This is a genomic window from Pseudomonas sp. NBRC 111133, assembly GCF_001320605.1.
GTDB classification, from domain to species: domain Bacteria; phylum Pseudomonadota; class Gammaproteobacteria; order Pseudomonadales; family Pseudomonadaceae; genus Aquipseudomonas; species Aquipseudomonas monteilii.
In genome coordinates this window covers 45,877-58,834 of sequence record NZ_BCBJ01000006.1, presented here as the reverse complement: position 1 = coordinate 58,834, position 12,958 = coordinate 45,877, and the positions used below count along the sequence as shown (strand labels likewise).

The 12,958-nt window shown below is 63.9% G+C and carries 9 protein-coding genes; 5 read left to right on the top strand and 4 right to left on the bottom strand.

All coding sequences use genetic code 11. The features are described 5' to 3' along the window. Window positions 1–224 precede the first annotated feature (224 nt). The 3 genes from APH36_RS02495 (at window position 225) to APH36_RS02485 (ending at window position 3,360) form a co-directional block, all read left to right on the top strand. Window positions 225–1,568 (top strand): OprD family porin, encoded by a 1,344-nt coding sequence (locus tag APH36_RS02495; protein WP_060497347.1) that lies wholly within the window; start codon window positions 225–227, stop codon window positions 1,566–1,568. Window positions 1,569–1,736: 168 nt separating this feature from the next. Then, window positions 1,737–2,972, top strand: a complete 1,236-nt coding sequence (locus APH36_RS02490; RefSeq protein WP_060497346.1) for an SfnB family sulfur acquisition oxidoreductase — start codon at window positions 1,737–1,739, stop codon at window positions 2,970–2,972. 10 nt (window positions 2,973–2,982) lie between these two features. Further along, a complete protein-coding gene (locus APH36_RS02485) occupies window positions 2,983–3,360 on the top strand; it encodes a hypothetical protein (protein WP_060497345.1) in 378 nt (125 codons plus the stop codon). Window positions 3,361–3,404: 44 nt separating this feature from the next. Here APH36_RS02485 and APH36_RS02480 read toward each other — a convergent pair whose 3' ends face one another. Further along, window positions 3,405–4,646, bottom strand: a complete 1,242-nt coding sequence (locus APH36_RS02480; RefSeq protein ID WP_060497344.1) for an acyl-CoA dehydrogenase family protein — start codon at window positions 4,644–4,646, stop codon at window positions 3,405–3,407. 282 nt (window positions 4,647–4,928) lie between these two features. Here APH36_RS02480 and APH36_RS02475 point away from each other — a divergent pair, with 282 nt between their 5' ends. Continuing rightward, window positions 4,929–6,029 (top strand): efflux RND transporter periplasmic adaptor subunit, encoded by a 1,101-nt coding sequence (locus APH36_RS02475; protein WP_060497343.1) that lies wholly within the window; start codon window positions 4,929–4,931, stop codon window positions 6,027–6,029. A gap of 6 nt (window positions 6,030–6,035) precedes the next feature. After that, the gene (locus APH36_RS02470) at window positions 6,036–9,101 is read left to right on the top strand and encodes an efflux RND transporter permease subunit (protein ID WP_060497342.1); all 3,066 of its coding nucleotides are present in this window, start codon (window positions 6,036–6,038) and stop codon (window positions 9,099–9,101) included. 139 nt (window positions 9,102–9,240) lie between these two features. Here APH36_RS02470 and APH36_RS02465 read toward each other — a convergent pair whose 3' ends face one another. The 3 genes from APH36_RS02465 to plsB form a co-directional block, all read right to left on the bottom strand. Next, window positions 9,241–9,927, bottom strand: coding sequence for a DUF4197 domain-containing protein (locus APH36_RS02465; protein ID WP_060497341.1), 687 nt, complete (start codon window positions 9,925–9,927; stop codon window positions 9,241–9,243). Between the two features lie 33 nt (window positions 9,928–9,960). Beyond that, on the bottom strand, window positions 9,961–10,359 hold the full coding sequence (locus APH36_RS02460; RefSeq protein ID WP_060497340.1) for a YbaY family lipoprotein: 399 nt from the start codon (window positions 10,357–10,359) through the stop codon (window positions 9,961–9,963). Between the two features lie 76 nt (window positions 10,360–10,435). Continuing rightward, a complete protein-coding gene (gene plsB / locus APH36_RS02455; protein ID WP_060497339.1) occupies window positions 10,436–12,922 on the bottom strand; it encodes a glycerol-3-phosphate 1-O-acyltransferase PlsB in 2,487 nt (828 codons plus the stop codon). Window positions 12,923–12,958: the final 36 nt, after the last annotated feature.

Here is a 12,958-nt window from a genome sequence, read left to right as displayed (position 1 = left end):
CAGTAACGCCTGTGGCTGGCGTGCGCGACCGCTTGGTTAATACGACGCGATATCGCGCCATGCGCCAAGGCGTACGCGCACAAATCCCACAGGAATAACTGGCCCGAAACAAACGTAGGAGCGAGCGCAGCTCGCGATGCGCCGTGCGGGCGGCGCTCGATATCCGGCTCACCACAAAACTCCCCGCCCCGGCGGGGTTATCCAACTCATAAGGACGTTCTGCCATGCGCTCGCGCAACTACCCATCCGTCACCCTCGCCCTGGCCATCGGCTTGACCACGCCGGCATTCGCCGAAGACGAAGGTTTTCTCGGCGGCACTCAACTGCAAATCATCAACCGCAACTATTACTTCAGCCAGGACTACCGCAACGGCGATTTCACCCGTAACCCCAACACCGGCGAACGCCAGAGCCAGCACCGCGAATGGGGCCACGGCATCATCGCCAACCTGCAGTCGGGGTTCACCCAGGGCACGGTCGGCCTTGGCCTGGACGTGCAAGGCCTGATCGGGCTGAAGCTGGACGGTGGCAATGGCACGGTAGGCAATGGTGTAGGGGTGCCGGGCATAGTCTCGCGCTCGGGCAGCAACTTCGATGGCGAGCCCAAGGATGCCTATGGCAAGGTCGGCGTAGCGCTGAAGGCGCGCGTGCGGGACACCGAACTGCGCTACGGCGATGTCAGCCCGACCAGCCCGGTGCTGCATGCCAGTGACATCCGCCTGCTGCCGCAGACCCTGCGCGGTTTCATGTTCAATGACCACTCACTGCAAGGCCTGAGCCTGCAGGGCGGCAAGCTGGAGTCCAGCAGCGACCGCAACGCCAGCAACCACCGTGGCGACCTTGGCACCGTGTACGCCGGGCGGCTGAAGGGCGCCAATGACGTGGTGTACCTGGGTGGCGACTACCGCTTCAACGACCAGCTGAACCTGCGCCTGCACGCCAGCCGGCTGGACGATGTGTGGAACCAACAGTTCTTCAACGTTGACTACGTACAGCCGCTGGTCGACAGCCTGACCCTGAAAACAGGCCTGGATTACTACCGCACCCGCGACAGCGGCCAGGCGCTGGCCGGCAAGATCGACAACGACTCATGGAGCGTGCATGCCGGGGTCAACGCAGGCGGGCATGGCTTCAAGCTGTCGTATACGCGCATCGACGGCGACACGCCGTTCGACTATGTGTGGAACACCTACGACATCCAGCTGGACGCGGCATCGCAGGTGTCCGACTTCAACAACCCCAATGAACGGGCCTGGGAAGCGCGCTACGACTACAACTTTGCTGTGCTCGGGCTGCCTGGCCTGTCGCTTACCGCCCGCTATGTGCGTGGCAGCGATATCGATGGTACCCGCGCAGGCGGCGCCTACAGCTACTACAACGGCATCGAGGATGGTCGCCACTGGGAGCGCAACCTGTGGGTGCGCTACGTGGTGCAGGGCGGGCCGGCCAGGAACCTGTCGTTCAACGTGATGCAAGCCACCCATCGGGTAGGCGGCGGCCATACCGCCGAGGCCAACGTCGACGAGTTGCGGGTGATCGTCGAGTACCCGCTGGACATCAGCCTTTGAGTGGCCCCGGCGAACTGTTTGCGGGGCAACAGACAATCTGCAGTTTGTCGGCCTCGGGGCTTTTCGAATGCCAGGATAATTCGCCTAACTATCTGAATTAAAAGGATTTTTAAGGTTGGCACAGGTTCTGCTCAACAACTGTGGAACCTGTTACGCATGGAGCAGCACATGACGACCTTTTCACCCGCATCCAGCCTGCCTGGGCAGGCCCGTTCGGCGCCACGGCGCGCCGCCCATGTCATCCGCAGCGATGCCGAAGCCATCGAAGTCGCGCAGCGCCTGGCCGAGGAATTTGCCCAGGAAGCTGCCCTTCGCGACCGTGAGCGGCGCTTGCCGTGGGATGAGCTTGACCGCTTTTCCGACAGCGGCCTTTGGGCAATCACCGTGCCCAAGGAGTACGGTGGCGCGGGCGTGTCCTACGCCACGCTCAGCGAAGTGATTGCAACCATTTCGGCGGCCGATTCGTCCCTCGGCCAGCTGCCGCAAAACCACTTTGGTGTACTCAGCAACCTGCGCCTGACCGGCAGCGAAACGCAGAAGCGTGACTACTTCGCCAAGGTGCTGCAGGGCTACCGCTTCGGCAATGCGTTTTCTGAGTCGCGTGGCCAGTATGTGACCACCTTCCAGACGCAAATCCGCTTCAACGGCGACAGCGCCGTGGTCGACGGCGAGAAGGCGTACTGCACCGGCGCCTTGTTTGCCCATATCGTTCCTGTTGCTGGCGTTGATGAAGAAGGGCGGCCGCATATCGCCTTTGTCCCGCGTGATGCCGCAGGCCTCACCGTGATCGACAGTTGGGACGGCTTTGGCCAGCGCATTACCGCCAGTGGCCAGGTGCGCCTCGATGGCGTGCGGGTTCCGGCGGGCGATGTGATACCGGCCTGGAAGGCCTACGACCAGCCCACCGCCGATGGTCCGATCTCGCAGATCATCCAGGCCGCTGTGGACACCGGTATCGCCCGTGGCGCTTTCGCCGCGACCTTGCAGGTGGCCCGCCAGGCAAGGCCATGGGCCGACAGTGGCCTGCAGCATGGCTGGCAGGACCCGTTGAGCCAGGCGCTGATCGGCGAACTGGCCTGGCGCCTGCAGGCAGCCGAAGCCATCTTGCGTCGTGCGGCGCAGGCCGTCGACCTGGCGGTTGCCCAGCCTGACGAAGCGCACGTGGCGCAAGCCTCGGTGATAGTCGGTCAGGCCAAGGTGCTGTCAACGGCCATTTCGCTGGAGGCTTCCAGCCGCCTGCTGGAACTGGGTGGTACGCGCAGTGTTTCGGCCAGCCGGGGGCTGGACCGCTTCTGGCGCAATGCCCGCACGCACACCCTGCATGACCCGGTGCGCTGGAAGTACCACTTGGTCGGTAACCAGTTGCTTAACGGCATCAAGCCGCAACGTCACGCCTGGAACTGAGGAGGCGCACATGTCCAATACACATTCCCACGGCCGGAACGATCTGGTCTATGCCCGTCAGGTGGAAGCGGCCCTGCTTGAGTTCTTGCGTGACCGCGATGCCCGCCACGAAACCCTGGTGATTGCCACGGTGGGTGAGGTGCGCATTGCAATTGATGCGGCCGATGCATTGCTGGAGCGGGCCGATGATTCGCAGGCATCGGCAATTGCGTTTCGCCTGGCGGCTGCCGAGGGCGCTCGGCTTGCTGGCGAGGCGTATTTCGAGTTGGCCGGTCGCAGCGTGGCGCGGCCAGAGGTGAGCGGTGGTGAGCCTGTGCTGGCAACCCAACGGCGGTTGTTGGGGGATCACTACCTCAACGGTGCGGCGTTGGCCGATGGCCTGGAGTAAACGCTGATATTGTCGGGGCTGCAAAGCAGCCCCAATCCGGCCATTCAGGACTGCTTGGCCCCCCCACCAATCTGCCACACATACGGCGGTTCAGTACCGTTCACATGCCAGTCGCCGACAATGCGCTCCTTGTAGATTACCGGGTTGTGCGAAGCCGCCGTGCGGGCGTTGCGCCAGTGGCGGTCGAGCTGGCGGCTGGTGCTGGTGGTGGACGCACCCAAGGCATTGAACAGGTCGCTGGTGGCGCGCAGTACCAGGTCGATGGCTGCCACCTGAGCCTGGGCCGACTCCAGTTCGGCCAGCACATTGGCCTGCTGCTCTGCGGCCGGGTCATTGGCAAAACGTGCCAGGTAAGCCTGTTGGCTAGCCTCGGCGGCGCGCAAGGTCGCGGCTTCGGCGGCATACACCTGGCCCGAGGCCTTGCCGATCACTTGCAATACCTGTGGGTCCTCACTGACTGCCGCGCCGTTGCCATGGCTGAACACCCGGGTGCGCTTGCGAGTCTCGTGGCTGAAGTCGCGCACGGCGGCACGCCCGGAACCGGTGATCACCGCCAGCAGCACCAGCTGGTAGAACGCGGTCTGGTATTTGAAGCGGGTGGCGAAGTCGATGATGTTCTCTTCCTCGACCACGGCATTTTCGAACACCGAGGTACCGCTGCCGGTGGTGCGCTGTCCGAATCCGTCCCAATCGTCGCTCTGGCGGATGCCGGGTTGTCGGGTGCGAATGGCGGCGATCACGTCGGCCCCGGTGTCGTCGCGGCGGGCGAACAGGTCGATCCAGTCGGAGAAAAGGCTGCCGGTGCTGTAGTACTTGGTGCCGTTGACCACCCACTGTTCGCCCTGACGCGAGACGCGGGTGATGACATCGCCAATCTTCACCGCGCCTATCTCGGTCCAGGCGCAGCCCACCAGGTCACCCGCAACGAAGCGCTTGAACCACACATTTTGTGGCGCGCTGGCATGGGCGTTGAGGCGGTCCTCGACGAAGGCGAAATGGCCGCGCAGGGCCTGGGGCACGTTGGAGTCGGCTTCGGCCAGTTCGATCAACAACTGGAACAGCTGTGGCAACGAAGCGCCGCCACCGCCGTGCTCGACCGGTACGCGCACGGCACCAAAGCCGGCCTCCTTCAGCCAGCGGATCGGGTCGTGGGGCAGGGTGCGGTTGCGTTCGCGTTCCACGCTGCTTTCGGCAATGCGCGTGAAGATGGGCCTGAAGCGTGCCGCGAGCGTGGCGTAGTCGGCGCCGTTGGCGGGGACGGGCAGGTGTTGTTCGAGGGCAGTCATCGGAGTACTCCAAGTACATGAAGGAGGGGGTGTACCGTTGATTGCACAGGTCGTGCCGGTTGGTGGAACGCCCGTGATACGGGGCTTTCGGCGTATACAAAGGATTTCTGGCTGTGGCGGGGCGGGGCAAGTTGTTGATTGGCTGTGGGCTGTGCAACAGCTGGCGGCCGTTGAAAATCCGTCTGGATTTCTTTGTAACGCCAGCTTCCCGGCACCGACTGCCTGATTTAATATACTTGCCAGTATAAATATTCGATGTGCACCTCTGCGAAAGGATTCATCATGTTGCGCCATGCCTTGTCCATCGCTCTGCCCGCCGTTGCCGTGCTGTTACTGGCGGCGTGCGGTCAGGAAGCCACACCACCTGCAGCGCCGCGCCCGGCGCTGGTGGTGCAGCCGCAGCCGGCTGAAGCCGCTGCCGACAGTTACCCCGGTGAAGTGCGTGCGCGCTTCGAGCCGGAGCTGGCTTTCCGCATTGGCGGCAAGGTCAGCAAACGTCTGGTCGAGGAAGGGCAGCGGGTCAAGGCCGACCAGCCGCTGGCTGAACTGGACCCGCAGGACGTGCGCCTGCAACTGGAAGCCAACCGCGCCCAACTGGCAGCCGCCGAGGCCAACCTGGCACTGGTGCGCGCCGAGCGCGACCGCTACCAGAAACTGCTGGACCGGCAGATGGTCAGCCATTCCCAGTTCGATAACGCTGAAAACCTCTACCGTGCCGGCCTCGCCCGCTTGAAGCAGGCCAAGGCCGAATTCGATGTGGCCGGCAACCAGGCCGAATATGCCGTGCTGCGTGCCCCACAGGCCGGGGTGATCGCCAAGCGCCAGGTTGAAGTGGGCCAGGTGGTCGCCGCCGGGCAGACCGTGTTCACCCTGGCCGCCGATGGCGAACGGGAAGTGGCTATCGGCCTGCCAGAGCAGCAGTTCGCCCGCTTTGCCGTGGGCGAGCCGGTGAGTGTGGAGCTGTGGTCGCACCCACGGGAGCGCTTCCAGGGCCGTATCCGCGAGTTGTCGCCGGCCGCCGACCCGCGTTCGCGCACTTTCGCGGCGCGCATCGCTTTTACTTCGGCGGCTGCACCGGCCGAACTGGGCCAGAGCGCCCGGGTGTTCATCGCTCATGATGGGCTGATTCCGTTGGCAGTGCCGTTGTCGGCGGTGACGGCCGAAAACGGGGAGGCCTATGTCTGGCGGGTTACCAAGGACAGCCGCTTGGAGCGGGCCGTGGTGCGCCTTGGCGCCTATGGCAGCGACAGCGTGCCAGTGCTCGAAGGCCTTGCCCCGGGCGACTGGGTGGTCGCCGCCGGCGGTCATGTGCTGCGCGAGGGCCAGGAGGTTCGCCCTGTGGACCGCAGCAACCGTGTAGTGAACCTGACGGCCAAGGAGTAAGTCCCGATGGGTTTCAACCTTTCTGCATGGGCGCTGCGCAACCGCCAGATCGTCCTGTTCCTGATGATCCTGCTGGCGGCCATTGGCGCCATGTCCTACACCAAGCTGGGCCAGAGCGAAGACCCGCCGTTCACTTTCAAGGCCATGGTCATCCGTACCCTGTGGCACGGTGCCAGCGCCGAGGAAGTGTCGCGCCAGGTTACCGAGCGCATCGAGAAGAAGCTGATGGAAACCGGCGAGTACGAGAGGATCGTCTCGTTTTCACGCCCCGGCGAATCGCAGGTCACCTTCATGGCCCGCGACTCGCTGCATTCCAAGGACATCCCCGAGCTGTGGTACCAGATCCGCAAGAAGGTCGCGGACATCCGTCACACCTTGCCACCGGAAATCCAGGGCCCGTTCTTCAACGACGAGTTCGGCACCACCTTCGGTAACATCTATGCGCTGACCGGTGAGGGCTTCGACTACGCGGTGCTCAAGGATTACGCCGATCGCATCCAGATCCAGCTGCAGCGGGTCAAGGATGTGGGCAAGGTCGAGCTGGTCGGCCTGCAGGATGAGAAAATCTGGATCGAGCTGTCCAACCTCAAGCTGGCCACCCTTGGCGTGCCACTGCAGGCGGTGCAACAGGCCCTGCAGGAGCAGAACGCGGTGAGCACCGCCGGCTTCTTCGAAACACCCAGCGAGCGCCTGCAACTGCGGGTGAGCGGGCGCTTCGACAGTGTCGAGCAGATTCGCCAGTTCCCCATCCGCGTGGGTGACCGCACCTTCCGCATCGGCGATGTCGCCGAAGTGCACCGCGGCTTCAACGATCCGCCCGCGCCGCGCATGCGCTTCATGGGTGAGGATGCCATTGGCCTGGCCGTGTCGATGAAGGACGGCGGCGACATTCTGGTGCTGGGCAAGGCCTTGGAAGGCGAATTCGAGCGCCTGGCGCGCAGCCTGCCGGCCGGCATGGAGCTGCGCAAGGTGTCGGACCAGCCAGCGGCGGTCAAGGCCGGCGTGGGTGAGTTCGTGCAGGTGCTGGTCGAGGCCCTGGTCATCGTGCTGCTGGTGAGCTTCTTCTCGCTGGGCCTGCGCACCGGCCTGGTGGTGGCGCTGGCCATCCCGCTGGTGCTGGCCATGACCTTCGCCGCCATGCATTACTTCGGCATCGGCCTGCACAAGATCTCCCTCGGCGCTTTGGTGCTGGCGCTGGGCTTGCTGGTGGACGATGCGATCATTGCGGTAGAGATGATGGCGATCAAGATGGAGCAGGGCTACGACCGCCTCAAGGCGGCCAGCTATGCCTGGAGCAGTACTGCCTTCCCGATGCTCACCGGCACCCTGATTACCGCAGCGGGCTTCCTGCCCATCGCCACGGCTGCGTCCAGCACCGGCGAATACACCCGCTCGATCTTCCAGGTGGTGACCATCGCCCTGCTGACTTCATGGGTGGCGGCGGTGGTGTTCGTGCCTTACCTGGGCGAGCGCCTGCTTCCAGATCTGGCCAAGTTGCATGCCGCACGCCACGGCAAGGACGGCCACGCGCCAGACCCTTACACCACGCCGTTCTACCAGCGTGTGCGGCGAGTGGTGGAGTGGTGCGTGCGGCGGCGCAAGACCGTGATTCTGCTGACCATCGCCGCCTTTGTCGGCAGCATCCTGCTGTTCCGTTTTGTGCCCCAGCAGTTCTTCCCGGCCTCCGGGCGCCCGGAACTGATGGTTGACCTGAAGCTGGCTGAAGGGGCCTCGCTGACCAATACCGCCGAGCGGGTCAAACAGTTGGAGGCGCTGCTCAAGCAGCAGGACGGTATCGACAACTACGTGGCCTATGTAGGCACTGGCTCGCCACGCTTCTACCTGCCGCTGGACCAGCAGTTGCCGGCCGCCAGCTTTGCCCAGTTCGTGGTGCTGGCCAAGTCGATGGAAGACCGCGAGCGCCTGCGCAGCTGGTTGATCAGCACCGTGGACCAGCAATTCCCCGACCTGCGCGCCCGCGTTACGCGCCTGGAAAACGGCCCGCCCGTGGGCTACCCGGTGCAGTTCCGGGTGACCGGCGAACACATCGAGAAGGCCCGCGCGCTGGCGCGTGAAGTGGCTGACAAGGTGCGGGAGAACCCGCATGTGGTCAACGTGCACCTGGACTGGGAAGAACCGAGCAAGGCGGTGTTCCTGGAGATTGACCAGGACCGCGCCCGTGCCCTGGGCGTGAGCACCGCGCAATTGTCCAGCTTCCTGCAAAGCTCGCTAACCGGTACTACGGTCAGCCAGTACCGCGAAGACAACGAACTGATCGAGATTCTGCTGCGCGGTACACAACAGGAACGCGGCGAACTGGGCAACCTCGGTAGCCTGGCATTGCCCACCGATAACGGCCAGAGCGTGGCGCTGTCGCAGGTAGCCACCCTGGAATACGGCTTCGAGGAGGGCATTATCTGGCACCGCAACCGCTTGCCGACCGTGACCGTGCGTGCCGATATCTACGACAAGGAGCAACCGGCCACGCTGGTGAAGCAGATCGAGCCTACCCTGCGTGACATCCGCGCCAAGCTGCCGGATGGCTACCTGCTGGAGGTCGGCGGCACGGTAGAGGACTCCGAGCGCGGTCAGAAGTCGGTCAACGCCGGCATGCCGCTGTTCGTGGTGGTGGTGCTGAGTTTGCTGATGATCCAGCTGCGCAGCTTCTCGCGCACGGTGATGGTGTTCCTCACCGCGCCGCTTGGGCTGATTGGCGTCACCCTGTTCCTGCTGGTGTTCCGCCAGCCGTTCGGCTTTGTCGCCATGCTCGGCACCATTGCCCTGGCGGGGATGATCATGCGCAACTCGGTGATTCTGGTGGACCAGATCGAGCAGGACATCGCAGCGGGCATGGAGCGCTGGCAGGCAATCATCGAAGCCACGGTGCGGCGCTTCCGCCCGATTGTGCTGACCGCGCTGGCGGCGGTGCTGGCGATGATTCCGTTGTCACGTAGCGTGTTCTACGGGCCGATGGCGGTGGCGATCATGGGTGGGTTGATCGTGGCCACGGTGTTGACCCTATTGTTCCTGCCGGCGTTGTATGCGGCGTGGTTCAGGGTGAAGAAAACCTGAAGACCGCAGGGGAGGGCTTTGCCCTCCTTTCGCAACACAAGGCCGCTCCTACAGACGATCGCATACCCATGAAGTATCGCGTTCCGGTGTAGGAGCGGCCTTGCGTCGCGAGAGGGCTGCAAAGCAGCCCCCGGGGCTATCACAGGGCGCCGAATACCTTCTTGGCCAGGCTGGTAGCTGCCTGGGCCGGGTTCTGGCGAATGCTCTGCTCCTGCTTGCCGATCATCTCGAACAGGCCATCCAGCGCCTTCTCGGTCACGTAGTTCTCGATGTTGGCGTCATCTTTGACCAGCCCAAGGCCTTTGGCCTGTGCGGCAAAGGCATTGTACTGCTGCGCCACGCCAACCTTGTCGGTAGCTTGCTTCACAATCGGCAGGAACTTGGCGCGGATCTGCTCGCGGCTGCTCTTGTTCAGGTACTGGGTGGCCGAGTCGTCACCGCCGCTGAGGATGCCTTTGGCATCGGTCACGCTCATGTTCTTCACAGCATCCACCAGAATTGCCTGGGCCTGCGGCACGGCAGCTTCGGCGGCCTTGTTCATGCTGGTTTCCAGGGCTTCGACCTGTTCACCTTTGCCGAACATTTTCATTGCCTTGGCGGCTTTGCCCAGGTTGCCCGGCAATTCGATGCGCACGTCCGGGTTGTTGCTGAAACCGCCCGGGGTGCTCAGTTGCTTGACGGCCAGTTGCGCGCCTTGGGTCAGGGCATCTTTCAGGCCGCCGGTGGCGTCTTTCTGGGTCAGGTCACCCAGCGACAGGGCCAGGGCACTGGCCGACAGCAGCAGGCCGGCGCACAGGGTGGTGAAACGCAGGGAGGTGCGGATCATGAAGCTTTCCTTGTAAACAGATAGAGGCGGGTATCAGCGAACCGGGTCGACCTTGATGCGTACAGATTTCGGGTCGCTGCCGTCGAGCGTCACACCATGGTGCTCGGTACTGATAAACAGCAGTTTGCCATCCAGCTCGATGCGCGCACTCACCGAGTAGCGGTGGCCGGGCTTGACTTGCGCAGGGTCGTAGGTGAGGTGGAACGGCAGCGGCACGTTGCCTTTGACCGGGCCGGCCTGGCGGGCCAGGGTCACGGCAGGGGCGTCCATCAGCGAAACATCCTGCAGTTCCACGCTTAGGGTAGCGGCAGGTGGCAGGGCAATACGTTGCAGGTAGAAGACTTCACCGTCCAGGCTGGCCTGGGTGGATGGGGTTTGGCTGGAACAGGCTGCGAGCAGTGATGCGCAACACAGCATAAAGAGTTTTTTCATGGAGTCTCCGGTGTCCTTGGCGTTGGCTTGTGGCCAACCCCAGGGACTTTAGCGGATTTTCCCGGCAGATAAAGCGTTAGAGGGTCGAAGTTTCCAGGCCATCGTCACGGTGCAGGGCCACTTGGCGGATCGACAGGCGTAGCTCCGCAGACAGCACACGCTTGGCCACGCCCTCGGCCAGTTCGCCGAGCTTGTCGTGGTAACCCAGCTTGCCTTGAGCGTCGGCATGCAGCACGCCTTGCTCAAGCAGGGTCTGGATGAAGTGGCGGAACAGCGTTTTGTCGAAGAACTCCGGTGCATTCAGGCCATGCAGGATCGACAGGCGTTGGGCCATCATCACGCACAGGTCCTCCAGCGCCTCGGCGCTGAGGCTGTTCTGCCCGTTGTTGAGCAGCAGCGAAGTGGCCATGTAGAAGCGCTGCAGGGTCTGGGTGATGGTGCGGGCGAGCAGGGTCAGCAACACGAACTGCCGCGAGCTGGGCGCCGGGCGTACATACACCTCGCCGTCCAGACGCAGCAGGCCTTGCTCCACCAGCGCGGCCAGCCACTGGTCGATCACTTCCTCCAGCTGCTCTGGCGTCCAGCGCAAGAACAGTTCGGCCTGCAGGTACGGGTACAGCGCCTGTACATACTGGCCCAGCAATTCGCGGCTCATGCGCGAGCTGCTGAGGAAGAAGCTGGCCAGCAGCGCCGGCAGGGCGAAGATGTGCAGCACGTTGTTGCGGTAGTAGGTCATCAGGACCGCATTGCCTTCATCCAGGTACAGGATGCGGCCCAGGGCGTCCTTCTGTTCGGCCACCAGGTTCATGCTGCGCACATGTTCGATCAGTGCCTGGCCGTCGCCGTCGGGCAGGGTGGTATGGGGCGAGTAAGGCACTTGGCGCAGCAGCGCCAGGTACAGGTCCAGTACGCGGGTCAGGGCACGTTCGTCCAGGGCCATGCGGCTGGTGGACAGCAGCGCCAGGGCCACCAGGTTGACCGGGTTGATGGCAGCCGCCTCGTTCAGATGACGGGCCACGGTTTCACCCAGGCGGGTGGTGGCAGCGTTGAGCCATTCCGGGCGGTACTGCGGGCCATGGTCTTGCTCACGCCAGCCGGGCTGTTGTTCGTCGAGGAAGCCGGCCAGGCGGATCGGCTCGCCGAAGTTGACGTAAACCTGGCCAAAGCGCTGCTTGAGCGCGCCAAACACCTTGAAAATGTCGAACACCGACTCCTTCTTCTTGCTGGCGCCGCGCAGTTCGCCCAGGTAGGTGCGGCCTTCGAGTACGCGCTCGTAGCCGATGTACACCGGCACGAATACGATCGGCGTGCGCGACGAGCGCAGGAAACTGCGTAGGGTAATGGCCAGCATCCCGGTACGTGGTTGCAGCATGCGCCCGGTGCGCGAGCGACCGCCTTCAACGAAGTACTCGACCGGGAAACCCTTGGTGTACAGGGTGTGCAGGTACTCGTTGAACACGGCGGTGTACAGCGGGTTGCCCTTGAACGTGCGGCGCATGAAGAACGCACCGCCACGGCGCAGCAGGTTGCCCACTACCGGCATGTTGAGGTTGATGCCCGCGGCCACGTGCGGCGGGGTGAGGCCGTTGCGGAACAGCAGGTATGACAGCAGCAGGTAGTCGATGTGGCTGCGGTGGCACGGCACGTAGATCACTTCGTGGCCGGGGGCGATGCCCTGCACGTGCTCGATGTGGTTGACCTTGATGCCGTCGTAGATCTTGTTCCAGAACCAGCTCAGCACCACTTCAAGGAAGCGGATGGCGGTGTAGGTGTAGTCCGAGGCGATCTCGTTGCCGTAGCGCAGCGCCTGGGCTTCGGCCTTGGCCAGTGGCAGGTTTTCGCGCTGCGCCTCGTCGACGATGGCCTGGCGCACCTGCGGTGCGTGCACCAGGCCTTTGACCAGGTTGCGCCGGTGCGAGATGTCCGGGCCGATGACCGCCGTCTTGAGGTTGCGAAAATGCACGCGCATCAGGCGTTGGGCCATGCGCACGGTGCGCTCGTGCCCCTTGTTGTGCTGCACCAGTTCGCGCAGGTGGATAGGCGCGGAGAACTGCACCCGGGTCTTGCGCCCCAGAATCAATACGGTCAGCAGCCGGCGCAGGCGCCCGGTAACCGCCCAGCTGTCGGCGAACAGCAGCTTCCACGGGCTGGATTCACTGGCCGGGGTCTGGCCCCAGAACACACTGACGGGAATGATCTGCGCATCTTCCTCGGCATGCTGGGTGACGGCAGCGACCAGGCGCTCAAGCGTTGGTGGCGCGCCGCGTTTGTCCTGGCGGCCCAGCCAGTCCGGGTCGGGGGTGAGGTAGAAGAACCCGGCCGGCTCCTGCAGTGGGCCCACGGCTACCGGCAATACCGGGCGCGGCAGCCCCGCTTTGGTGCATTCGTGGTCGAGCACGGCCAGGTCGGTGAGCGCGGGCGACGGCAGCGCATAGAACACCGGCCGGCTGCGGTCGAGGTTGAGGGACATGGACGACTGGTTGATGGTCTCGGAGCGCACCCACAGGTACAACAGGCGACGCAGGCCGCCGAAGATCAGGCGGTGCAGGGGGGAACGGGTCATGGGGTGTGTGCCCTGGGTGTGATGTTCAGGTGAGTA

Coding starts and splice junctions, on each gene's coding strand:
- APH36_RS02475 (WP_060497343.1), top strand. CDS start 4,929: ATGTTGCGCCATGCCTTGTCCATCGCTCTGCCCGCCGTTGCCGTGCTG.
- APH36_RS02470 (WP_060497342.1), top strand. CDS start 6,036: ATGGGTTTCAACCTTTCTGCATGGGCGCTGCGCAACCGCCAGATCGTC.
- APH36_RS02490 (WP_060497346.1), top strand. CDS start 1,737: ATGACGACCTTTTCACCCGCATCCAGCCTGCCTGGGCAGGCCCGTTCG.
- APH36_RS02485 (WP_060497345.1), top strand. CDS start 2,983: ATGTCCAATACACATTCCCACGGCCGGAACGATCTGGTCTATGCCCGT.
- APH36_RS02495 (WP_060497347.1), top strand. CDS start 225: ATGCGCTCGCGCAACTACCCATCCGTCACCCTCGCCCTGGCCATCGGC.
- APH36_RS02460 (WP_060497340.1), bottom strand. CDS start 10,359: ATGAAAAAACTCTTTATGCTGTGTTGCGCATCACTGCTCGCAGCCTGT.
- plsB (WP_060497339.1), bottom strand. CDS start 12,922: ATGACCCGTTCCCCCCTGCACCGCCTGATCTTCGGCGGCCTGCGTCGC.
- APH36_RS02465 (WP_060497341.1), bottom strand. CDS start 9,927: ATGATCCGCACCTCCCTGCGTTTCACCACCCTGTGCGCCGGCCTGCTG.
- APH36_RS02480 (WP_060497344.1), bottom strand. CDS start 4,646: ATGACTGCCCTCGAACAACACCTGCCCGTCCCCGCCAACGGCGCCGAC.